20 protein-coding genes are annotated in these 23,846 nt (G+C 43.4%); 4 read left to right on the forward strand and 16 right to left on the reverse strand.

Going from position 1 to position 23,846, the window contains the following annotated elements:
- Positions 1-17: 17 nt before the first annotated feature.
- Positions 18-1,070, reverse strand: a complete 1,053-nt coding sequence (locus H8S64_RS15310; RefSeq protein WP_186977187.1) for a hypothetical protein — start codon at positions 1,068-1,070, stop codon at positions 18-20.
- A 127-nt stretch (positions 1,071-1,197) separates the two neighbouring features.
- Between H8S64_RS15310 and H8S64_RS15315 the strand changes: the two genes are divergently transcribed.
- Positions 1,198-2,169, forward strand: a complete 972-nt coding sequence (locus tag H8S64_RS15315; protein WP_186977189.1) for a type I phosphomannose isomerase catalytic subunit — start codon at positions 1,198-1,200, stop codon at positions 2,167-2,169.
- Between the two features lie 34 nt (positions 2,170-2,203).
- Here the strand turns inward: H8S64_RS15315 and kdsA are convergent, their stop codons facing one another.
- From kdsA to H8S64_RS15350, 7 genes are all read right to left on the reverse strand, one after another.
- Entirely contained in the window at positions 2,204-3,001 is a 798-nt protein-coding gene (gene kdsA, locus H8S64_RS15320) for a 3-deoxy-8-phosphooctulonate synthase (protein WP_186977191.1), read from the reverse strand.
- Positions 3,002-3,103: 102 nt separating this feature from the next.
- Complete coding sequence (locus tag H8S64_RS15325; protein ID WP_186977193.1) at positions 3,104-4,375, reverse strand: replication-associated recombination protein A; 1,272 nt, start codon at positions 4,373-4,375, stop codon at positions 3,104-3,106.
- A 213-nt stretch (positions 4,376-4,588) separates the two neighbouring features.
- Positions 4,589-4,888, reverse strand: coding sequence for a DUF3276 family protein (locus H8S64_RS15330; RefSeq protein ID WP_186977194.1), 300 nt, complete (start codon positions 4,886-4,888; stop codon positions 4,589-4,591).
- A 224-nt stretch (positions 4,889-5,112) separates the two neighbouring features.
- Positions 5,113-6,309, reverse strand: coding sequence for an OmpA family protein (locus H8S64_RS15335; protein WP_186977196.1), 1,197 nt, complete (start codon positions 6,307-6,309; stop codon positions 5,113-5,115).
- A gap of 41 nt (positions 6,310-6,350) precedes the next feature.
- A complete protein-coding gene (locus H8S64_RS15340) occupies positions 6,351-7,097 on the reverse strand; it encodes a YjbH domain-containing protein (protein ID WP_186977198.1) in 747 nt (248 codons plus the stop codon).
- A gap of 55 nt (positions 7,098-7,152) precedes the next feature.
- Positions 7,153-9,042, reverse strand: a complete 1,890-nt coding sequence (locus H8S64_RS15345; protein ID WP_186977200.1) for a carboxypeptidase-like regulatory domain-containing protein — start codon at positions 9,040-9,042, stop codon at positions 7,153-7,155.
- Positions 9,043-9,081: 39 nt separating this feature from the next.
- On the reverse strand, positions 9,082-10,320 hold the full coding sequence (locus tag H8S64_RS15350; RefSeq protein ID WP_186977202.1) for a hypothetical protein: 1,239 nt from the start codon (positions 10,318-10,320) through the stop codon (positions 9,082-9,084).
- 410 nt (positions 10,321-10,730) lie between these two features.
- Here H8S64_RS15350 and H8S64_RS15355 point away from each other — a divergent pair, with 410 nt between their 5' ends.
- Positions 10,731-10,949, forward strand: a complete 219-nt coding sequence (locus H8S64_RS15355; RefSeq protein ID WP_186977204.1) for a hypothetical protein — start codon at positions 10,731-10,733, stop codon at positions 10,947-10,949.
- Positions 10,950-11,052: 103 nt separating this feature from the next.
- On the opposite strand, the gene H8S64_RS15360 is transcribed toward H8S64_RS15355, so the two are convergent.
- From H8S64_RS15360 to H8S64_RS15390, 7 genes are all read right to left on the reverse strand, one after another.
- Complete coding sequence (locus H8S64_RS15360) at positions 11,053-12,249, reverse strand: OmpA family protein (RefSeq protein ID WP_186977206.1); 1,197 nt, start codon at positions 12,247-12,249, stop codon at positions 11,053-11,055.
- Between the two features lie 34 nt (positions 12,250-12,283).
- Positions 12,284-13,027: a YjbH domain-containing protein gene (locus H8S64_RS15365; protein WP_176554865.1), complete on the reverse strand. Its 744-nt coding sequence runs from the start codon at positions 13,025-13,027 to the stop codon at positions 12,284-12,286.
- 60 nt (positions 13,028-13,087) lie between these two features.
- Positions 13,088-14,443 (reverse strand): peptidase associated/transthyretin-like domain-containing protein, encoded by a 1,356-nt coding sequence (locus tag H8S64_RS15370; protein ID WP_186977208.1) that lies wholly within the window; start codon positions 14,441-14,443, stop codon positions 13,088-13,090.
- A 94-nt stretch (positions 14,444-14,537) separates the two neighbouring features.
- Entirely contained in the window at positions 14,538-15,746 is a 1,209-nt protein-coding gene (locus H8S64_RS15375) for a hypothetical protein (protein ID WP_186977210.1), read from the reverse strand.
- A 267-nt stretch (positions 15,747-16,013) separates the two neighbouring features.
- Positions 16,014-17,720 carry an acyl-CoA dehydrogenase family protein gene (locus H8S64_RS15380; protein ID WP_186977212.1) on the reverse strand — a complete coding sequence of 569 codons (1,707 nt, stop codon included), beginning with the start codon at positions 17,718-17,720 and terminating at the stop codon, positions 16,014-16,016.
- 100 nt (positions 17,721-17,820) lie between these two features.
- Positions 17,821-18,840 (reverse strand): electron transfer flavoprotein subunit alpha/FixB family protein, encoded by a 1,020-nt coding sequence (locus H8S64_RS15385; protein ID WP_186977214.1) that lies wholly within the window; start codon positions 18,838-18,840, stop codon positions 17,821-17,823.
- 90 nt (positions 18,841-18,930) lie between these two features.
- Positions 18,931-19,803: an electron transfer flavoprotein subunit beta/FixA family protein gene (locus H8S64_RS15390; protein WP_099290005.1), complete on the reverse strand. Its 873-nt coding sequence runs from the start codon at positions 19,801-19,803 to the stop codon at positions 18,931-18,933.
- 557 nt (positions 19,804-20,360) lie between these two features.
- On the opposite strand from H8S64_RS15390, the gene lpdA reads away from it, so the two are divergent.
- Together lpdA and H8S64_RS15400 are read left to right on the forward strand one after the other, a co-directional pair.
- Positions 20,361-21,752, forward strand: a complete 1,392-nt coding sequence (gene lpdA, locus H8S64_RS15395; RefSeq protein ID WP_186977216.1) for a dihydrolipoyl dehydrogenase — start codon at positions 20,361-20,363, stop codon at positions 21,750-21,752.
- 101 nt (positions 21,753-21,853) lie between these two features.
- The gene (locus H8S64_RS15400) at positions 21,854-23,233 is read left to right on the forward strand and encodes a C1 family peptidase (protein WP_186977218.1); all 1,380 of its coding nucleotides are present in this window, start codon (positions 21,854-21,856) and stop codon (positions 23,231-23,233) included.
- A gap of 34 nt (positions 23,234-23,267) precedes the next feature.
- On the opposite strand, the gene ispF is transcribed toward H8S64_RS15400, so the two are convergent.
- A complete protein-coding gene (gene ispF / locus H8S64_RS15405; RefSeq protein ID WP_186977220.1) occupies positions 23,268-23,747 on the reverse strand; it encodes a 2-C-methyl-D-erythritol 2,4-cyclodiphosphate synthase in 480 nt (159 codons plus the stop codon).
- Positions 23,748-23,846: the final 99 nt, after the last annotated feature.

Genomic DNA, 23,846 nt, shown 5'->3' on the forward strand with positions numbered 1-23,846 from the left:
CGATCTTAAAAGCGACCTTATCGCACGCTCAAAGCACAAGTAACGGACACGGTTGCCTGCACCCTATTTTCAGCCGTCATACTATTATACGTGACTCCGGGTTCCAACATGAAAGCCGTCAAACGCACTTGATAGTGTTTACGCGTATCTATATCTTTCAGTCTATTCGGAACTTTACTTGTTGAACTACCGTCAAAAGAATATTCACCATCATAAGTAAACAAATAGCTCTCGAAATAAACATCCCCCTCTTTCTCTTCGTTGTACACTTCTATTTTGTAACAAACATTTTCACCATTAATCTTTTTCCATGCACATTTCCAACTTTTATTGGATACACTCACGATATTGCAACTGAAATCAATATCCGTACGCCTTAACGGCTCAAAATTCATACCCGAGATTCGCTCGTCAAACTTCACGTAATTATCACTACCGACACGACAAGAGAAACGCACTCTCCGTTCCTCCACGGGCGTTTCAATATTACCTTGCCAGATATTATTCTGATTTTTATCCTTCAATTCTACCTGCCCGGCCTTGGTATCAGACAACAAAGCATACACGTACCCCGCACGCAAGCTTTTATTCCCCGTCACCCGAAAACCTAAACGTGTTTTAAATTCATCCCCGTCAAAATAATTCTCCCAGAAAGCATCTCCCGTTAAATCTTGAAGATAAGATGGTTTGACTACATATTTTCTTTCTCCCCACGTATTTTTCACGACAAAATTACTGGAATTGCATTTAGTCACGGTCCATTTATCCATGATTCCATCTTTCCATTCCACGGCAAGCGTGTTCAGTCCCTCATCTTTCCAAACTCCGGCCACCGTATCAACTTGCACCCGCATATCAATTCCCCTTATTTCACCATTTTTATCAAAACGATTTATATCCAATACACTTTCATCCGTGAATGAAAGCCTATTATTGCTCGCACCCCCGTTATAATACCAATCCACTCCCGTCATCCGGTTTGTATCCAATTGGAACTCTTTATCGTCATCACTACACCCCCCAAGGAATATACCTGCCACGATGACGCTTAACATACCTAATTTCTTCATTCTTATCCGTTTTTATTTTATTCTCGCAATTCTTGCCACAAAATTAATTCATAAATCATAAACCCCAACTACAAAATTCCTATCTTTGTTTTCTGTACAATAATTATGCCTAATAAAGAAATAAATCATGCTATACCCGTTAAAATTCCATCCGATTCTCAAAAAAAAGATATGGGGAGGGGAAAGATTAAGTTACAAGAGTGAACAACACGAGGAATCTATTGGTGAAAGTTGGGAGATTTCCGCCGTGGAAGATAACATATCCGTTGTTTCCAACGGGATTCTGGCCGACAATGATTTGCAGGAATTGATTGAAGTCTACATGGGTGATTTGGTCGGCGACCGGGTGTACGAGAAGTTCGGCGTAGAATTCCCGTTATTGATCAAATACATTGACGCGAATGACGATCTCTCGATTCAAGTACATCCCGACGATGAAACCGCCAAGGAGCGCCACAACGCTTACGGGAAGACCGAAATGTGGTATATCGCAGATGCAGAGAAAGACGCCTCATTGATCATGGGATTCAACAAGGAAACCGACAAGGCCGAATACCTGCAAGCCCTGCACTCGAACAGGCTCATGGATATATTGAATACGGAAAAAGTGAAAAAGGGAGACAGCTTCTTTATCCCTGCCGGACTTGTCCACGCCATCGGGAAAGGATGTTATATCGCCGAGATCCAGCAAACTTCCGATATCACTTACCGGATATATGACTACAACCGGAAAGATGCTGAGGGACATACAAGGGAATTGCATACAGATCTGGCAACCGACGTGATTGACTACCACTATCACCCGAAACACAAGGTAGATTACACGCCACACGACAATAAATCCGTGCAACTGGTGAAATGTCCTTACTTCACGACAAATCTACTTGTCTTCGATAGGGATATAGAGAAAGAATACGTGCACCTCGATTCGTTCGTAATTTACATGTGTATTCAAGGAAAGTTCACGATCTCCACGGGAGAATGCGAGCCGGTCATGGTAAATAAAGGCGAAACCGTACTTGTACCCGCCTGTTTCAAAAATGTCACGCTATACCCGGATGAAGTAAGCCGGGTGCTGGAAATATACGTGGAAGAATAAAGAAAAAGGAAGTTGTAACCAACTTCCTTTTTCTTTATGATATCACTTTTCTAATTCGCACAAGTTTCTCCAGCAGACCGTCAATCAAATCCAGTCGCAACATGTTTGCACCGTCTGATTTGGCACAACGAGGGTCGGCATGAGTCTCGATGAAGATCCCGTCAGCCCCGACCGCTATTCCGGCTTTCGCAATCGTTTCGATCAATTCCGGTTGTCCCCCGGTTACCCCGGATGCCTGATTAGGCTGTTGTAAAGAATGTGTCACGTCCAACACCACGGGGCATTGACAAGCTTGCTGCATTACCCGGATACCGCGAAAGTCAACAACTAAATCCTGATAGCCGAACGTGGTTCCCCGCTCGGTAACCATCACCTTGTCATCTCCCGCTTCCCGTACTTTATCCACGGCAAACTTCATCGCTTCGGGTGAAAGGAACTGTCCTTTTTTAATATTCACGATCTTTCCCGTCTTGGCAGCAGCAACCAACAAATCCGTCTGGCGACACAAGAATGCCGGAATCTGTAAAACATCCACGTACCCCGCTGCCATCTCCGCATCCCGCTCCGTGTGAATATCCGTCACGACAGGAATATCAAATTCTTGCCTTACTTTAGCTAATATTCTTAATGCCTTCTCGTCACCAATACCGGTGAAAGAATCCAACCGGGAGCGATTGGCCTTTTTGAACGATCCCTTGAATACATAGGGTATTCCCAGTCTATCGGTAACTTTCTTCACGTGTTCCGCGATATTCAAAGCCATTTCCTCACCCTCGATCACGCAAGGTCCGGCTAACAAAAAAAACATCTCTTGATTAATCAACTTATCCATTACTATTTTAGATTTATGATTTATGATTTTAGATTTATGATTTTAGATTTATGATTTTAGATTTGATGAATCGTAAATCGTAATTCATAAATCGTAAATTAATTATTTATATTTTCTCCACCACGCTCTCAAGCGCTCCAGTATCTTTATTTCCTGTGCATTCTGTTGCGGCAGGTAGAACTTCTTTTCCTTCAATTCCTGCGGCAAATACGGTTGTTCCACGAAATTACCGGGATAATCATGCGGGTACTTGTAATCCTGCCCGTAGTTCAAATCCTTCATCAACTTCGTCGGGGCATTACGCAAATGCAAGGGTACAGGCGAATTGCCCGTCTGTTTTACCGTAGCCATCGCAGCGTCTATCGCCAGATAAGCCGAATTGCTCTTCGGCGAAGTCGCAAGATAGATCACACACTCCGACAGGGGTATGCGGGCTTCCGGCATTCCTATTTTATGCACTACCTCAAAGCAAGTGTTCGCTATCAGCAAGGCATTCGGGTTTGCCAGACCTATATCTTCGGCGGCAGAGATAATCAAACGTCTTGCTATAAATTTCGGGTCTTCCCCTCCCAGTAACATACGTGCCATCCAGTAAATCGCCGCATTCGGGTCTCCCCCGCGGATAGACTTGATCATCGCCGACACGATATCATAATGTTGTTCCCCGTCTTTATCGTACATCAACGGGTTTTCATGCAACTCCCGGTGTACCGCCTCGTTGTCGATAACAATATCTCCCTCGCCTAACCCGTTCACCACGAGTTCCAGTATATTCAACAGTTTTCGGGCATCCCCCCCGCTGTACGATATCATGGCATCTTTTTCCTTGACGGTGATATTCCGTTTGCCGAGATAATAATCTTTCTCCACCGCACGGTCGATCAAGTCTTCCAGATCTTTCTTCTCCTGTGATTTCAACACGTACACTTGACAACGGGAAAGCAGAGGAGATATAACCTCGAAAGAAGGATTCTCCGTGGTCGCACCGATAAGCGTCACCGTTCCTTTCTCCACGGCAGCCAGAAGCGAATCCTGCTGCGCTTTCGAGAAACGATGAATTTCGTCAATAAACAAAATCGGATTCGGTGAATTGAAAAAACGCTGACTTTCCGCTTTCTGAATCACTTCCCGGACATCCTTCACTCCCGAACTCACGGCACTCAGCACGTAAAACGGACGCTTCAATTGCTCGGCGATAATCATTGCCAAGGTGGTTTTTCCCACTCCCGGTGGCCCCCATAGAATAAAGGACGCCACTACCCCGGAATCAATCATTTTCCGAAGCACTTTTCCCGGTCCCACCAAATGTTGTTGCCCGATATAGTCTTCTAAAGACTTGGGGCGCATACGTTCTGCTAAAGGCTTATTCTCCATTTCTCTCCTTATTCTATCCCCACAAAGATACGGAAAGTTTGCATATTACCATTTGCAAGTTACAAGTTTCAGGTTGCATAAAGTCGAGCCTCCGGCTCCTAAAGTCTATAAAGTCCGTGATTTAATTTGACCTTACGACCTTATGGACGTTCAGACTTTACAGACGAGAGGGAGTGTTTCAACACTCCCTCTCATATACTAATAACAGCTTGATTACAGATCAGAATTCTTTTCAGGAAGTTCGCCATTGATTGCAGCTTTTACCACTCCAATAGCCTCATCCAAGCCTTCGACGAATTTATCAAAATCTTCTTTATACAAGAAGACTTTGTGCTTCTCGTAGCTCGCGTTCCCGTCATTATCAAATTTTTTCTTGCTTTCGGTGATCGTCAAATAGTAGTCATTATTACGCGTCGCCTTCACATCAAAAAAATAAGTTCTTTTCCCTGCTTTCACTGCATTGGAATAGATTTCGTCCCTATCCATTCCGTCATTTTGTTCGTATCCTTCCATTGTATCTCGATTTTATTTGACTTTGCACCTCAAATGTAGGAAAAACAAAGTAATAAATAGACTTTTTTAATCTTTTTTTTTATCATTCCCTAATATACAATCATTTATCGGGATTTTTCACGCTTTCATCAATAATTCGCTTAGGAAAATACCTGCCAAAAAGATAAGAAACTGCCCGTTTACATATGGACAGCTTCTTATCTTTCTTGCTTCCTTACACTATATTATTTTTCACCCAAGATCATAACCAAACGATTGTATTGGTTTACTTTGAACGGTTGGTCTTGATCGCCCAAGCCAACATAAGACAAACGATTTTCCGGAACACCGAATTTCTTGATCAATAAGTTGTAAACATTTTTAGCACGTCGCTCGCTGATCTTTTGGTTGAAATACTTGCTACCGGTTTGTTTATCAGCATAACCGACAACTTTCATCTTCACATCCGGATTTTCAGCCATATAATTGGCAATAGCTTGCAAAATCACCATTTGTTCGGTTTTCACGTCCGTTTTATTAATCGTGAAACCCACGTATTGAGCGAAATCTTTTCTTGCTGTTTTAGCCACAACCTGCATTTTCTCTGCCTCCACGGCAGCAACCTCTTTCTTGGCAATCTGCTCTGCAATCCTAGCAGCCTCTAACTGGGATTGAGTCTGTTGCAATTCAGCCTCGAGATTGTTAATCTGGGCATTCAGTTGCTGACGCATCTCCTGAGCACCACTCTCGTAACGAGCGAAATTCTTGCCGCCAAAAGTGTAAGTTGCTCCAATTGACAAAGAAAGCAGTCCATCTTGATAAGAACGTCCGGCAATCTCTTCCTGACCGGAATACTTATTCGTGTAGAAAAACGTCGACATCAAGTGAGTTCGAGCCTCCAAATCAATAGCCCAATATTTATTGATGTTATATTTTCCTCCCAAACCGATAGAACCGTTAATCAACACGTCCATTTGTTTATTATGGAACTTACCGAAACTCAAACCGGGTCCCAGAAATAAGGTCATATCCCATTTGTTATCCGGACTGTATGCACGCCATAGGTTAGTCAAATTCAACATGAAATCCAGATTCAAATTAATATACTTATGTTGGAATTTCTCGAACTTGTTATTGTTATTCAAGCGATTCACATCCGTGTACAATTTAGATTGCCATCCGGATATTTGTCCGCGTAGTCCCCAATAGGGATCCATCCATTTACCTACAGATAAATTGACTAACGGCTGAAGTACTTTTCCAAATCCGTAATCAAAATTATCCGTGTTCATGTAGCCTTGCATACCAACGCCAATGCTGATAAAAATATTGTCCTTGAATTTAGGCGACAAATACTTTACATCAGGTTCTGTCGTTTGAGCACTCACGCTATAGGAGGCTCCGGCAACAAGAGCTGAAAGTAATAAAGTCTTTATTTTCATTTTGTTCTTTATTTATATTCTATAATTTCCTCGTTCTCTCTTTATTTTCCTTTTAAATATATCTTGTACGCCAATCCCGCGGTAAAATACTTACCATCCTGCAAAAGGACTTGCGCGAAAAGATGCTTCAAAAGCAAATAATTAGCCCCGATACAAAAAGTTTTCGAATCATATTGAGCTATTAAATTCAATTCCGGAACAAACGAAGGTTTATAACTAACACCACCGGAAAAACCATTCAAATGATTTGAAGTCCGCCGATTATACAAATAAGCCATGTGTACTCCAATTTGTTCTGTCGGGCAAATATTTATATACTTCGAGCAAGCTATATAAAACCGACTGAAATATTGATTACCACTGCCCTCCGAAAGTATTTTACCTCCACCGCTCTGCGTGTAAAGATCATTTGAGCCGACTACAACCGCCGGAAGATACTTTCTCTCTCGCAACAGACGCAGACGGACTGAAAAAGAACGATCCTGATTCACGAACCGCCCCTTTTTTGATGGAACGAACTTATCCGTCGCTTTAAACAACGTACAAGTATATGCAACTTCAAGGAAAGGCAAAAACGTGATATTCAAGAAATAATTATATGTATTATACGGAAATCCATCGGGTGTTACACGATCATTTAAAAAATTTCCTCCTATCATCACGGTCTTGTCCGGTTGCATATCTGCCGACGGACTATTCAACAACCCGGTCGTTCCAAGCGTTAGTTGAGCCGAAAGTAATAACGAGCTAAACAAAAATAAGCAAATGAATAATATCTTCTTTATCATGTTCGTCTGCATTTTTATTACTTTCGGTTCATTCTTATAGGTTCATTAAATCTATTTATTCTCCGGCACCTCCACCAGCACCACCAGCAGTGATGTGACCACCGTGAGTGTGGTGATGTTGATCAAACATCTCAATTTTACCGCTAATCGTTGAAACTTGACCATTCGTTGTCTTAATCTTAACGACAATATCCTCTCCTCCGGAAACTTTGAAGGTATAAGTCTTAATCAAGAATTGTTGCTGACCACTAGCGACATACACCCAATCACTCGGTACATCGATGTCATTTGCTCCAGTCTTCTCTACAGTTGCCATCGGCTCTCCATTAAGCCCTTCCAATGCAGCTTCAATCAATGCTTGAACGTTTTCGCTGTACCCATCCAATGAAGTTATATATTTGTATCCGTTTTTAACAGTATAGGTAAATTTACCCTCTCCCTTCTTAATAATTTTAGCGGTATTATTCAAATAGAATTTTTCAAAATTGATAGGAGTCAATTCTGTAACGGTATCAACAGAAGAAGATTCCAATACTACTCGATAATAAGAGAAATGATGAATCTTAGCTATATAATCATTACCTTGCACAGCTATTCCTGCGTCTTTCTCCGGGGCTGCCCAATTCACGCCATCTTCACTATATTGCAATTTCATTCCGATGAAAACTTTATCAAAAGGATTCGTAATCTTCCAAGTTAATGGAGCAGCGAATGTTGTATTATTAGGCAAGAACTCACCGGTAATAAATGTTGCAGCGGCAGGAATCACATCAAGAATACCACCACTTGTAGTATTATCAATGGTAGCATTAACCTTAGTAGATATTAATGTTGCGGTATTCAATGCATCTTGAGGAATACTCAAAGTTGTAGCAACCTCGATCATCTTTTTTCCATCTTCAGTTACACCAGACTCCGTCTTTACAGGCTTGAGCTCCGCCCCCTGACCGGGAACAAAAACTTCTGCGGTTTCTTCACCCGCTTTAGGTGCAGTCATGTATACAGGTACCGCAATCGCTGTTCCTACAGAGAATTTATTCAAGTCAAAAGTTTTTGACCAACCATTTTTACCATCCTTTTTAACAAAAAGAGTCACTGAACCTTTTTTCAAGTTATCAATAGAGAATTCGTTTCCATAAACCTCAACTTGAGTCGTTTCAGTACTTCCGGCAACACTATAATAAACCGTTGCCCCCGTTAAATCTTGTCCATCGGCATCACGTATAGTCCCTTCTAACGTGTAAGTTTGCCCTTCAACTGTACCTTCTTCATACATCGGGATCTCCATGTTGAAATAATATTCTTCACCGGCCGCTATTTTTTGAATGGTTACAGAGTATTTTACTTCCTCTTTACCCGTTGCATTAATTACAAAATCATATACACCAGGTTTATGCAATACTTGAGAGAATGTTCCGTCTGCACCTATAGTTAATGTACCATTATCAGCTGCAGCTCCTCCTCTCAAAGTCCAAGTACCGGTAGCATTTGTTACCGCTTCCTTGGTTAACCCGTCAAACACTTTTCCGGCAACAGTATAGATTGCCTCCTTGATTTCTACTTTTTTCATTAAAAATGTAGCTTCCACAGTTTTAGTCTCACCATTCTTTCCGAAAGGTAAAGTTACCGTGTAAGACACACTTTCATAACCTTCTTTTTCCAAAGAAAATGAAACACTTCCAGCAACATTCAACGTGAAAGTATACATTCCATTCGCGTCGGTTTCTACACCCATTGGATAGATCTTGACATGCTCAATAGGAGTATTGCTCAAGTCTACGACCTTAACGTTTATTTTATACACGACGGAATCGCTTGATTCCGTTGTAGGCATAACCGGAACATCATCCTTCGTGTAACAACTACTAAACAATGATCCGAAAAACACTGTTATTAACAGCATTAAATTAATACCAATTCCTGAATGTTTTACTTCTTTCTTCATTTTCATGTTATTTAAGTTCTAAACTTTGTTTTCTTCATTCTAATTCTTTAATTGTGATTCTATATATTTTGGGTTAAAATTATCGATCGCTTTATTCTCCCCGGGGCGTGTTTCATAGGACTTTCCATTAAAGAACAACCCCGCCGCCTTGTATTCCAGATCAAAATACCGTGCAGGCATTACCCGAAAACCCTTTCTTCTTTTTTGCCCCATGGGAGGAAGGGCTATCGCAAAATGGAACCCACCATCTATATTTCCCCGGTTATTCTTCATAATATAAAAACCAACCGACGCCCGCTTAAAATGCCGGGTCATATCCGCCCTCACGCCATAATCTCCCGCTAAAAACTTTATTGCTTTCACCTCGCACAACACGTTAAACATCGGGTTAAAATAACTTCCCCCGACATTCCATGTTATCAACTTCGCTGCCCCGTAATGCCAGTTCCAATGATAAAAATAAGAGGAACCGGTTAGACCGATTCGTCCCTCCAAGGCAAAATTACTTAGCCATCCTTCGGTCATAACCGGACGGAACAGGTGCAAATCAAATCCCCAACGGTCTTGATTAAAAATTCCCGCGGTCAGATCGACTAAACTATTCAGTACGCGGAAATGCTGTTCGAGCGTGAAGATTCCTAGACGTGTTTGCTCGTATTTAGCACCGTACTGATTTATCACAGGAATAATTACCTGCCCCGTTAGCTTCATTCCTCTTATTAGTGCAATTTCCAGCGCGGGAGACAAGTTCAACAAAATATCATATACCTTATGAAACTTCTGATTTCTAAATGCAAATTGCGGGTAGAATACAAGATCGACTTTCCATCTCGAACGGTTTTCCCGAGGAACTCTCTTAACCGATTTCCACGCGTCTCCCAATTCGTACATCGGTAACCAATTGGAATTTACCGTTCCTGTAGTTGTAATCGCGGCAGACGCCGACGATACTAATGACATTTGGGGTATACCCAGTTGTAAAACCACCACACGTCTTGTTTTCCCCAGAAGCAGGGGATATTTCCCGATCAAGTCAATAGCTTTACTGATTCCTTCTCCGTCGGCTTTCCAAACGGTATTCTCAAAAGTGATGATTTCTTCCGAGCCCGATACGACTCTACTAACATTTTCAAAACCGGCATTAACTAGAGTTTTGACAATTCCGTCCTCTTTCTGAGCGTATAACTCTGTTGAACAAAAAATTGTCAAAATCAATCCGATAACACATAACCGATAATCATGCACGCATCCCAATACCATTTCTTTTTTTACAACCATGAAGAACCAGTTTTATTTTTCAATCACATCTATCAGATGTTTATCCAAGCATTTTCCGAAAGAGTTGAAAATTTTATTTCTATAAACCATCGTTTAATGATATTAAAAAAAATTATCGAATTTCGTTTCTCGAAAAACTGTAAATATCTGATTGCGAAAATGGAAAATTTGTGCAAATAGTTTTTCAATTAATAAAAATATGGTATATTTGCATCGCATTAAACGATCAATTGATAACACTTTTTCAATCAATCCTTTTTTATCACACAAGGTCATAATAAATTGACATCGTAAGCCTATCAACTATTGTTAACGAACTATCTTCTATCACAAAAAAGACAATATCCAATCGGTTATTTGGGTTGCCGAAGAAATAATCGTATTTTTGTTTAAACCAAACGAATAATATTATGCTGGGAACTTATTTCATTATCATACTGGTACTGGTCGGGATAGCTTTCATCGGCTTGGGAATAACAACGTTTTTCAGTAAAAAGAAAAAATTCCCGAATACACACATCGGTAAAAGCGAGGCCATGAGAGAAAGAGGCATCAGCTGTGCCGCCACAACTGACCGTAAAGAAAGGGAGAGTTACAAACCGATTGAAATTGGTAAAGATGAAGAATAAAATGGAGGGGCTGCTTTCGCAACCCCTCAACTTATAAGTCTATAAGATTCATTTTGTATTTAATGACTTGTTCGGACTCTCGAACCTCATAAACTCTTGATTATCATTTTTCCCCAAGGATCATTACTAAACGATTGTAATTATTCACCTTGAAAGGTTGTGACTGGTCACCCAACCCGACGTAAGACAAACGGTCTGAAGACACTCCGAATTTCTTCACTAACAGATCGTAAACGCTTTTCGCGCGTCTTTCGCTAAGTTTCTGGTTAAAATAGTTACTGCCGGTTTGTTTGTCGGCGTAACCCACAACTTTCATCTTCACGCCGGGGTTCTCAGCCATATAGTTGGCTACAGCCTGCAGTACCACCATTTGTTCCGTTTTCACGGCACTCTTGTTGATTGTGAAACCAACGTATTGAGTGAAATCCTGTCTTGCAGCGGCAGCGATAGCTTCAGCTTTCTCGGCCTCGGTCAAGGCAAGTTCTTTTTGAGCCACTTGCTCGGCAATCTTGGCAGCTTCCAACTGAGATTGCGTGTTGCGCAACTCGTTTTCCAAACCGTTGATCTTGTCATTCAATTGTTGGCGCATCTGTTCTGCTCCACTCTCGTAACGGGTAAACTTCCGACCGCCGAAGGTGTAAGTCGCACCAATCGACAAAGAAAGCAATCCGTCTTGGTACGAACGTCCGGCAATCTCTTCTGACCCCGTGTATTTAGAGGTATAGAAGAATGTCGGCATCAAATGTGTACGAGCCTCCAAGTCGATAGCCCAATACTTGTTGATATGGTATTTTCCACCCAATCCCAACGAACCGTTAACAAGCACATCGAGTTGTTTGTCATGGAATTTACCGAAACTCAAACCGGGTCCCAAGAACAAGGTCATATCCCATTTGTTTTCGGGATCATATTGACGCCAAAGGTTAGTCAGGTTCAACATGAAATCCAAGTTCAAATTGATATATTTACGTTCGAATTTATTGAATACGCCGCCATTGTTCAGACGGTCGACATCCGTGTACATTTTGCTTTGCCAACCGGATGCCTGTCCGCGAAGCCCCCAGTAAGGATCCATCCATTTACCCACGGACAGATTCACCAACGGTTGGATCACTTTCCCGAAACCGTGGTCAAAATTATCCTGCGTCAGGTAACCTTGTGCACCCACACCAATACTGATAAAAATATTATCCTTAAATTTAGGAGACATATATTTTACATCCGTATCGGTCGTTTGGGCGGTTACCGAACAGGAAGCCGCCACAACCAGTGCAGAGAGTAATAAAGTCTTTATTTTCATTCTATTAATATTTATAGTTTTATCAAATTCCTCGTTATTTACCTTTCAAATAAATCTTGTATGCCAGCCCTCCCGAAAAATATTGCCCGTCCTGCAAAACAACTTGCATAAAAAGATGCTTCAAGAGCAGGTAGTTGGCACCTACAAAGAAACTTTTCGAATCATGCTGCACGATCAGATTCAAGTTGGGAGCAAACGAGGGCTTATAACTAATTCCCCCGGAAAACCCATTCAGGCGATTGGACGCCCGCCTGTTGTACTGATACGCTAAATGCAATCCGACCTGTTCTGTTTTCGTGATGTTCACGTGTTTCGTCGCGGCCAAGTAGAACTTGTTGAAATATTGATTATTGGATTCCTCCGTCATAATCCCTCCCCCGTTGCTTTGCGTGTACAGGTCGTTAGACCCGAGAACAATAGCCGGACGATATTTCCTCTCCGTCAGCGCTCGTAAACGAACAGAAAAAGCACGATCCTGATTGACAAACCTCCCTTTCTTTTCCGGGACAAACTTGTCGGTAGCCTTAAACAAGGTACACGTGTAAGCCACTTCGAGGAAAGGCAAGAACGTGATATTCAAGAAATAGTTGTACGTGTTATACGGGAACCCGTTCGGGGTTATCCGGTCGTGCAAAAAATTTCCACCGAGCATCACCGTCTTGTCAGGTTGCATATCGGCAGACGGACTGTTCAACAATCCGGTCGTACCCGACGTTAATTGTGCCGAAAGCATGAAAGTGCTCAAGATAAATATACTCGCGAGTAACACCCTTTTCATATTCAATATCAATGACATTTTGCTTCCGGATTTAACTTAACGTTCGATTCCTTTTCTAAATTAATCTCCTATAACCATACCACCGCCGGCACCACCGTGATACACGTGTCCGCAGCTTCCGTGAGTATGATGTGCTCCACAATAATCCATTTCCACGAAAATAGAAACTTTACCTGCCACCTTCACGTTCACTTTCAACTCGACAGCCGCGTTGTCCGCTTTCTTGTATACTTTGAACGTGAACACGTAGTAATCCATGGATTGTTCTCCTTTGGACAACAAGTGATAATCGTACGGTAACGTGATCGGATCTCTCAATACATAGTTAGCAGCAACCGGCTCACCGATAGATGCTTTAAATTCCGATACGTTTACTTTAGCCATAACGGCATTCTTCACCAGTTCCTCGATTTGTTGTTGATCGGAAGCATTCGTGATATTATTCCATCCGTCACCTAAAGTCAACTCGGCACCCTCGTATTTCTTGTAAGGAATTTCAGAGATCGAAGCAGGTGAAGGATTCGTATTCAAGATTGTCGCGATAGCCGGAAGGGTTTCTGTAACAGCATCCAACGTCATTCCGCTTGCCAAGTATACCATACGGTATTGAGAGAAGTGGGTTAATGATACATTGTACTTATCATTATCATTATCATTGTCATAAACAATACCATCAGTCATAACCGTCCAGTCACCGGCATTATTATTCGCCCTGTATTGTAATTGCGTATTTGCCAAATAAAAATCAGACAAAGCGTCATACGCTACACTCCAATCCACGGGAGCAAGGAATTTCGTTCCACCGGGACCGAACTCACCCAACAGGAATTGAGCGGCAACCTCTTGCGAACCGGTTACCTCGACAGCTTGTTTCACATCATCATTAACACTCATGGTGATCGTCGTGTTCGCTGTAAGAGCCCCGGCAGGAATCGTCAACGTACCGTTTCCGTTTACCACGTTTCCACCGTCTACACCAACTTCTCCGGTACCCGGATTCGAGGTATTCTCGCGATACATCGTCAATTGTACATTCACAGAAATCAATTGTCCGGTAATCTTGTCGCCCGCGCTCGGAACAACCACTTTGTAAGAAATAGGATCGTATCCCGTCTTACTCAATGATAACGTGTAAGTATCAGGACTGCCCACTGTAACAATAAAGTTAGCATCTCCCGACGAAACAACGCCGTTCTTGTCGCTGGTCACGGTAACTCCTTTCAAAGTTTCCAAAACTCCATTCGTGTTGGCTACAATCGTACCCTCGATAATGTACTTGTTGGGAACTTCCTCCGGTACCTGAACCACCGGAATATCATCCTTCGTGTAACAGCTAGTGAAAAGCGTTCCGAAGACAACCATTACCATTAGTATAGCTTTCGCGCTCATACCAAAATGTTTTACTTCTTTTCTCATCATTCTTTCATTTATAAAGGTTTACACTTGTTTAACTTATTATTTCCTGATTTTGTTTACTATTTTACTTGCTTTCTGCTTTTAATTTAAGTTATTAGTTATTCTGTATTTGTGATTTTATGTAATACGGGTTAAAGTTCTCCTCCGCTTTATTCTGTCCCGGATTCGTTTTATAGGACTTCCCGTTAAAGAATAATCCGGCTGCTTTGTATTCCATATTAAAGTATTTAGCCGGGGTTACTCTCACCCGCTTCCTCTTGTACTTCATCGGTGGAATCAATATCGAGAAATGAAATCCGCCGTCCAGATTATCATAGTCATTTTTCATAACATAGAAGCCGATAGAGGCACGCTTGAAATGGCGAGTCATATCTGCCCGCACCCCGATATCCCCGGCAAGAAATTTCTCCACCCGCACCTCGCAAAGCACGTTATATCGCGGGTTATAATAACTTCCCCCGACGTTCCACGTAAAGAGTTTCGTGGGACCATAATGCCAATTCCAATCTATAAAGTAAGAAGAACCCGTCAACCCGACTCCTCCTTTTATCGCGAAATACTGCAACCAGCCCTTTGTAAAAGGACGGAAAAAACTCAAATCCATTCCCCAGCGGTTTTGATTGAAATTCCCCACCGTCGCTTGAAGGAACACGTTTTCCACTCTAAAATTCTGTTGCACGGTAATATAGCCGGGACGCACGTCATCATACAATCCGCCGAACTCGTTGAAAACCGGGATAATAACCTGTCCCGTGATTTTCGTTCCCCGGAACGGAGCGAGCTCCAACGCCGGGGCAATATTGAACAACACGTCGTATATCTTGTGGAACTTCTGGTTACGTAAAGAGAATTGCGGGTAAAATACCAAATCCGCTTTCCAACGGGAATTATTGGCAAATTTTTTATCGTGAACCTTTTTCCATGAATCCCCCAGTTCATAACTGACATTCCATTCTGTCCCGGCAGCTTCTCCCGGACGGAGCAACAATGATACTTGTGGCACCTTGTTTCTCAGAACAACCACCCGCCGTCCTTTTCCCGGGGTCACCGGATATAACTCTATAAGTTTAATAGCTTCTCTTATACCGTCCCCGTTCGCCCGCCACAATGTATTCTCAAACATGATTACCTCCTCCGTCTCCCCTATTTCCCGACTGACATTTTCGTACCCTGCATTCACCAACGCGTTCACCACATCGTCTGTCCCTTGGGCGTATAAAAAGTCAATCGTACAGAAAAGTATAAAACACACTCCTGACGTTTTATAAAAAACATTATAAATAGACTTTTTTATCCCATTCATACAATTACAAATTAACGACTCTGCCCTCCCAGAGCCATTTTTGAACATTTTAATATTCTATAAATCAAAGATTTACAATAGCAAAGATAATGTTTTAATCATATTCGTGTGAAAAAAAACACTATTATTTTTTAGAAAACGAAACAGTTGTAAAAACAATTTTCCAAAAGCAGGCTTTCAAGGGGGGACCCCGGAAGAGTGGAGATAAAAAAAAGATCGCTCCATTCGGAACGATCTCTTCACGTATTTTGTAATTTTAGAAACGCGTTATTTCTTGTACATTCCCAAATCTTTCAATTCGAAATCATTGATAAAAGCCGCGTATCCCGCAACTTTTGCCTGTCCGTATTTCACGAATATCTCGGCTGATTTCGCGAAACGGCCATCCCGCTGAGAATCAATCAACAATAAGTAACCGATAATGATATACCCTGCCATTTCCACCAGACGGCGAGCATGGAAGTCCACGTATTCCGTTTCCCCGACAGCGGTAACTTTCGTCACGGCAGCCTCGTAGGCGGCAGTCATGCCTCTTAAAGTTTCACGCACGAACTCCTGCTCCGGGCAAATAGGAGCTTTCTCGTATTCTTCACGGATATGCTTGGCGTACTGTCCTGTTGTTACACCGCGAATAGCAGCCACAACCTGCAATTGAGAAGTTCCCTCGTATATATTCGTGATACGGGCATCACGTACCAGACGCTCGATCGGGTAGTCCTTCATGAATCCGGACCCACCGTGAATCTGTAACGCATCATAAGCTATCTCGTTAGCGTACTCGCTGGAGAATAATTTCAGAAGCGGGGTGAAAACATCCGCCAGTTTCTGGTATTTCTTCATCTCCTCGCGCTCCTCTTTATTCAATGTACGCTCGTTGGCAATATGCGTGTAAGCCTTGTACATATCCACGAAGCGGCTGGTCTCGTACAATATGGCACGAGCACCGTGCAACTTGGCTTCCATATTGGTCAACATCTCGTACACGGCTGGGAATTCAATGATAGCCTTACCGAACTGACGTCTTTCCCCGGCGTATTTCAAACCTTCACGATAAGCTGCTTCCGCGATACCTACCGATTGAGCTCCCACGCCCAGACGGGCACCGTTCATCAACGACATCACGTACTTGATCAATCCCAGCTTACGCTCACCCACCAACACGGCAGGCGCATCCTTGAATACCAGCTCGCAAGTCGGGGAACCCTTGATACCTAATTTATTTTCAATACGACGAACAGTCATTCCGCCGTCAGCCTTGTCATAAATAAACATGGACAAACCGCGACCGTCATGCGTACCTTCTTCCGAACGTGCCAAAACCAACGAGATTTGAGCATCACCGTTCGTGATAAAGCGTTTCACACCGTTCAAGTACCATTTCTTGGTCTTATCGCAATAAGTCGCTTTCAATTGCACGGATTGCAAATCCGACCCTGCATCCGGCTCGGTCAAGTCCATCGCGTAAGTATCGCCTTTCGCGGCACGAGGCAAAAATTCACGTTTTTGCTCCTCGCTGGCAAACTCGTGAATCGTTTCGGCACAATCCTGCAATCCCCAGATATTGGCGAATCCACCATCACCGCGGGAAACCAACTCGGCAGCCATTACATAAGGAACCATCGGGAAGTTCAACCCGTCATACTCACGCGGCAATGACATACCGTACAAACCGGCTTGTGTCAACACGTCGTGATTCTCTTGTGTTCCGCGAGCGTATTTCACGCGACCGTCAATCACTTGCGGTCCCTCGTGGTCAACCTCTTCCGCGTTCTCGGCGATCACGTTACCACAAATATCCCCCACGATCTCCAACACTCTATCATAGTTGTCCATCGCATCCTCGAAATCACGGGGAGCGATATCACATTTTCCCGCATCCTCGAAATTCCGTTCTTTCAACGCGACGATCTTTTTCATCAAAGGATGTCCCAAGTGGAACTTCAAATCCTCGTTATCTGTATAGAAATTTGCCATACCTTTTTCAATTTTAAATTTTAAATTTTAGATTTTAGATTGATGCTCAAAAATCCACGGTTCAGGAATTTAAAATTTACAATCTAAAATTTACAATCGTCTACTTGCTGTTTTTCTTGTAATACTGGAGCATTTTCGGAATTACCACGTTCAGGTCACCCGTGATCACGTAATCAGCAAATTTATTAATCGGGGCATCCGCATCCGTGTTGATCGCTATAACCATGGAAGACTCTTCCATTCCGGCAGTATGCTGTATCTGTCCGGAGATACCGCAAGCGATGTATAATTTAGGACGTACCGTGGTACCTGTCTGTCCGATCTGGCGCTCGTGTTCACAGAACCCGGCATCCACGGCAGCACGCGAAGCACCCACTTCCCCGCCCAACACGGAAGCCAGTTCATGCAACAAAGCAAAATTCTCCTTGGAACCCACGCCGTATCCTCCGGCAACGATAATCGGGGCTCCCTTGATGTTCACCTTGGATTTCTCCATCTGGCGTTCTATCACCTTTACGACCATATCCGTGTCATCCAGATACTCGTCGATGTTCAAATTCTTTATCTCACCTTTATATTGCGGATCGACAATCTCTTTTTTCATTACCCCCTCGCGAACGGTAGCCATCTGCGGGCGGCAATCCGGGTTCACGATAGTTGCCACGATATTTCCCCCGAAAGCAGGTCGAATCTGGTACAACAGATTCTCGTATTTCTTACCGCTCTTGGCATCCGTGTACTCCCCGATTTCAAGGCTCGTGCAATCGGCAGTCAAACCGCTATGTAAAGCAGAAGACACGCGAGGACCCAAATCACGTCCCACACTGGTAGCCCCCATCAAAGCGATCTGTGGTTTCTCCGCATCAAACAAACGAACCAACATCTTCGTGTGAGGCAGCGTCGTGTAAGGAGCCAAACGGGCATCGTCGCCCACCCAAACTACATCAACCCCGTAAGGGAATACCTGTTTCTCTATATCTTTCAAGTTATGTCCGAGCGCTATAGCCTCAAGCTTCACACCCAATCTTGTTGCAAGGGCACGACCTTTCGTCAGCAACTCAAGGCTCACGTCGGCAACTACCCCCTCTTCTATCTCGCAATATACAAATACACTGTTCATTCCGTAATTCTTTTAATAATTTATGATTTATGATTTCGTGATTTACGATTAGCTGATTCTAATCTAAAATCGTAAATCCAAAATCATAAATTATCCAATTGTATGATTCGTTATCAACTCTTTCATCATGGCATCGATTTCCACATCCGTGCCGGAGAGCACTTTTGCCTCTTTTGCTTGGAACACCACGTTCTCGATGTTTTTCACCTTGGTAGGCGAACCGCTCAAACCGAGATCCGCGGGATTACTCTCCACGTCGTTCACGCTCCACTCCGTCAACTTCAAATAGGGACGTTCGTTCACCAGCGCGAAATAATCCTCGTTGGCATCTTGAGCCTCTTGAGTGCCTTTCGCGTTTTTGTATTTCATCACGAAACGGGCATTTCTCGGGCGACACTCGGCTGCAGAACCGTTCACCGTTACCACGCAGGGAAGCGGGCAAGTTACCACCTCGATACCTCTTTCCAAGCGACGTTTAATCGTGAGCACATTCCCGTCACATTTCTGTATTTCCTCCGCGTAAGTTACCTGCGGCAATCCCAATTTCTCGGCCACCTGCGGACCTACCTGCGCGGTGTCACCGTCAATCGCTTGACGACCACAAATAATCACGTCATATTCCAAGTTACGTAAAGCACAAGATAAGGCATAAGAAGTCGCTAACGTGTCAGAACCGGCAAATGCCCTATCCGACAATAAGTAACCGCCATCCGCACCCCTGTACATCGCCTCTCTGATGATCTCGGCGGCACGCCCCGGTCCCATCGTCAACACGTGAACAGTAGTTCCTTCAATTGTATCTTTTAATCTTAAAGCTTGCTCTAAAGCATTTAAATCCTCCGGATTGAAGATGGCAGGTAAAGCTGCCCTGTTTACAGTTCCGTCTGCCTTCATCGCATCTTTCCCCACGTTTCTTGTATCGGGAACCTGCTTAGCAAGAACAACAATTTTTAGTCCTTTCATATTAATATCCAATTTTATGTTTTAAGCGACATGAAATATTCTCTTCATTCACAACCGACAGTGCAAGGCACACAACACGGAATACTTCATATACCAGTTATTTTCAATACTATATAAATTTTAGCGTGTAAAGATACTATTTCAACTCAGAAATACAAAATTTTAACTTCAACTCTCGATATCATAACGGGAAAATATTTTCTACCTCGTTCAAAAACAACTCTCGACACAATCAGTTATTCCACGTGAAAGAATAATGTATATACTATAAATTTCAGTATTAATAATTTTTATACTATTTCAATTTAAATTCTATTTTTATACCTTTATAATAGGCTTTGAATAGGAGTTGAATGGGAATTGAATAGGAGATGATATATATCAACTACAAATAAAATTCATTATTTATACATATTATTTTTATTACATTAACATGAACGCAAGAGAAACCTTTTAAAATCTAAAATCGATTTTGTTTTCTATTCTAAACAAATACCCTAATTTTGTCACCCGATGATTCAGTGTAATAATTATTCACATTATAAATGACAAATAAAATGAAATACGACTTAATCGTGGTAGGAAGTGGTCCCGGGGGATACGTGGCAGCCATCCGTGCTTCACAACTGGGAATGAACGTGGCTGTTATAGAACGTGCGGAACTTGGGGGTATCTGTTTGAACTGGGGTTGTATCCCGACGAAATCATTACTAAAATCGGCTCAAGTGTTGGAATACGCCGGACACGCCGCCGATTACGGGGTAAAAATCGAGCACGCGGAACCGGATTTCGATGCCATTATCGCCCGCAGCCGGGGAGTAGCCGACAAGATGAGTAAAGGTATCCAATACCTTTTCAAGAAAAACAATATCACAGTGATCGAGGGGCACGGTAAACTGACCGCCGACAAGAAAGTTGAGGTAACCGACGCGGCGGGCGAGAAAACCGTTCACGAGGCACAACATATCGTGCTGGCAACCGGTGCCCGTTCACGCCAATTGCCGAATATCCCGCAGGACGGGAAACGCATCATCGGGTACCGCCAAGCACTGACGCTCGACCACAAACCGGAATCCATGATCGTGGTCGGTTCGGGAGCTATCGGTTCCGAATTGGCATTCTTCTACAACGCCATGGGAACCAAAGTATTGTTGGTTGAATTCATGCCGACAATCCTCCCGGTAGAAGACGAGGAAGTTTCCAAACAAGTGGGACGTTCTTTCAAAAAAGCAGGCATCGACGTGATGGTGAAATCATCCGTGGAAAGCGTGGAAGCCGGAGAAAAACTGTTGAAAGTAAACATCAAAAATAAAAAGGGTGAAATCGAAGTACACGAGGCAGAAATCGTGCTTTCGGCAGTGGGAATCAGCCCGAACGTGGAAAATATCGGTTTGGAAGAGCTGAATATCGAAATGGAAAAAGGTAAGGTAAAGGTCGACGAGTACTACCGCACGAACGTGGAAGGCGTTTACGCTATCGGCGACATCGTGCACGGTCCGGCACTGGCTCACGTGGCATCGGCTGAAGCCATCTGTTGCGTGGAACACATCGCCGGGGTTCCCACCGAAACAATCGATTACACGAACATCCCGGGATGCACGTACACCACACCCGAGGTTGCATCCGTGGGACTGAACGAGGCAAAAGCGCGGGAAGCGGGCTATGAACTCAAAATCGGGAAATTCCCCTTCACCGCATCCGGGAAAGCCAGTGCGGCAGGAGCCAATGACGGTTTTATCAAACTGATTTTCAACGCTGCCGACAACACGTTACTGGGTGCCCACATGGTAGGTATGAACGTGACCGAGATGATTGCCGAAATGGTACTTGCACGCAAAATGAAAGCTACCGCACACGACATCATCAAAACGGTACACCCGCACCCAACCATGAGCGAAGCCGTAATGGAAGCTGCCTGTGCCGCTTACGACGAAGTGATTCACCTTTAAACAATTGAAAATGGAGAATTGAAAATTGAAAATTACACACGTATTCCGATTTTCAATTCTCCGTTTCAAAATCATAAATCTAAAATCGTAAATCTAAAATTATGAAGTTATACACGACATTATTTTCTCTGCTTTTGGCCGGGGGAACGCTATGCGCTCAAACGGTTGGAGAGAAAGAACTAAACGATATCAAAGGGAGTTTCCGGAAAGACGCTGCCACGAAAGCCATTCAGAACGTGCTGACGAATGACAAGGACATCCGTAGCAATGCCCTAAACCGGGAAGTACAAGGCAAAACAGACCATTACTTCAAGTATCGGGTAAAAGTGAACGGCATCACGGACCAGAAAAGTTCCGGACGTTGCTGGATGTTCACGTCCATGAACGTGTTGCGCCCGAGCATCATGAAGAAATACAATCTTACCAACTTCGACTTCTCGCACAACTATCTTTATTTCTGGGACATGTTCGAGAAATCCAATCTTTTCCTCGAGAACATGATTTCCACTGCCGGCAAACCGATGGACGATCGGGACGTGTACTATATGTTCCAAGCTCCCGTGAACGACGGTGGCGTATGGAATCTTTATTACAATTTGGGCGAAAAATACGGGGTTGTCCCAAAAGAGGTGATGCCGGAAACAGCCCACTCGAACAATACCAACGCCATGGTATCGTTAATCAACGAACGCCTCCGCAAAGGTGGTTACACCATCCGGGAAATGGCGGCACAAGGCAAAAAAGCCAAAGATTTGCGCGTTGAAAAAATATCCGTGCTGAAAGATATTTACCGTATTCTGGCTCTTTGCCTCGGCGAACCGCCTACCACCTTCACGTGGAGATACAAGGATAAAAACGGCGAAATCAAGGAATTGGCAAACTATACCCCGCAACAGTTCTACAAGGAAATCACTCCCGCCGATTACAGTCCGGAGAACTATATCATGATTATGAACGACCCCACCCGGGAATATTACAAAATATACGATATCCAGAACTATCGCAACACGATAGAGGGTATCAACTGGGTGTACCTGAACCTGCCGAACGAGGACATCAAGCAAGCCGCGATCGCTTCCATCAAAGGGAACGAGGCGATGTACACTTCCAGCGACGTGGGTAAATTCTTCAACCGGGAAACCGGGATTCTCGACCCGGAGATGTATGACTACAACTCTTTAATGGGCGTAGACTTCTCCATGGATAAAAAAGCACGTATTCTCACCCGCCAAAGCGGTTCCGCTCACGCCATGGTACTGATGGCTGTGGATGTTGACGAGAACGGGAACCCCACGAAATGGGAATTCGAGAATAGCTGGGGACCGCAAGCGGGACATAACGGCTATCTCACGTTCACGGACAAATGGTTTGACGAATACATCTTCCGCGTGGTAATTCATAAAAAATACTTGGGAGAAAAAGCCTTGAAGGCATTGAACCAGAAACCAATCCTGTTACCCATGTGGGACTACATGAACTAAAATAAAAAAAGGAAAGCCGAGCGGCTTTCCTTTTTTATAACTTGATAAGCAGCACGGTAGCATAGGCTGAAACCCCTTCTTCCCTACCCTCGAAACCGAGTTGTTCCGTGGTCGTAGCCTTTATCGTGAGATCATCGACATCAATTCCTATAATCTCTGCCAGACATTCCCTCATCTCCAGTGTCCGCATCTTAATTTTCGGGCGTTGCAGACAGATGACACAATCGATATTCCCGACAGAAAAACATTTCCGTTCAAGCATTTCGACCACTTTCTTCAACAATATCTTGCTGTCGATTCCCTTGTACGCGGGATCTGTATCCGGGAAATACGTCCCGATATCATCCAACCCGGCAGCTCCCAGAAGTGCATCACATATCGCATGTATCAACACATCCCCGTCCGAATGTGCCACGCAACCTTTATCATGTTGCAACTTGATTCCCCCGAGCCAAAAATCCAACCCCGGTTCCAACCGGTGGACATCAATCCCCAACCCTGTCTTGATTTTCATTATTTCTAAGATTAAATTATCCCGCAATATTAATAAAAAATCACCCAATCACAGAATCGTAAATCTAAAATCATAAATCTAAAATTGATCGGTTCATTT

The sequence above is a fragment of the Butyricimonas hominis genome (assembly GCF_014287455.1).
GTDB lineage: Bacteria > Bacteroidota > Bacteroidia > Bacteroidales > Marinifilaceae > Butyricimonas > Butyricimonas muris.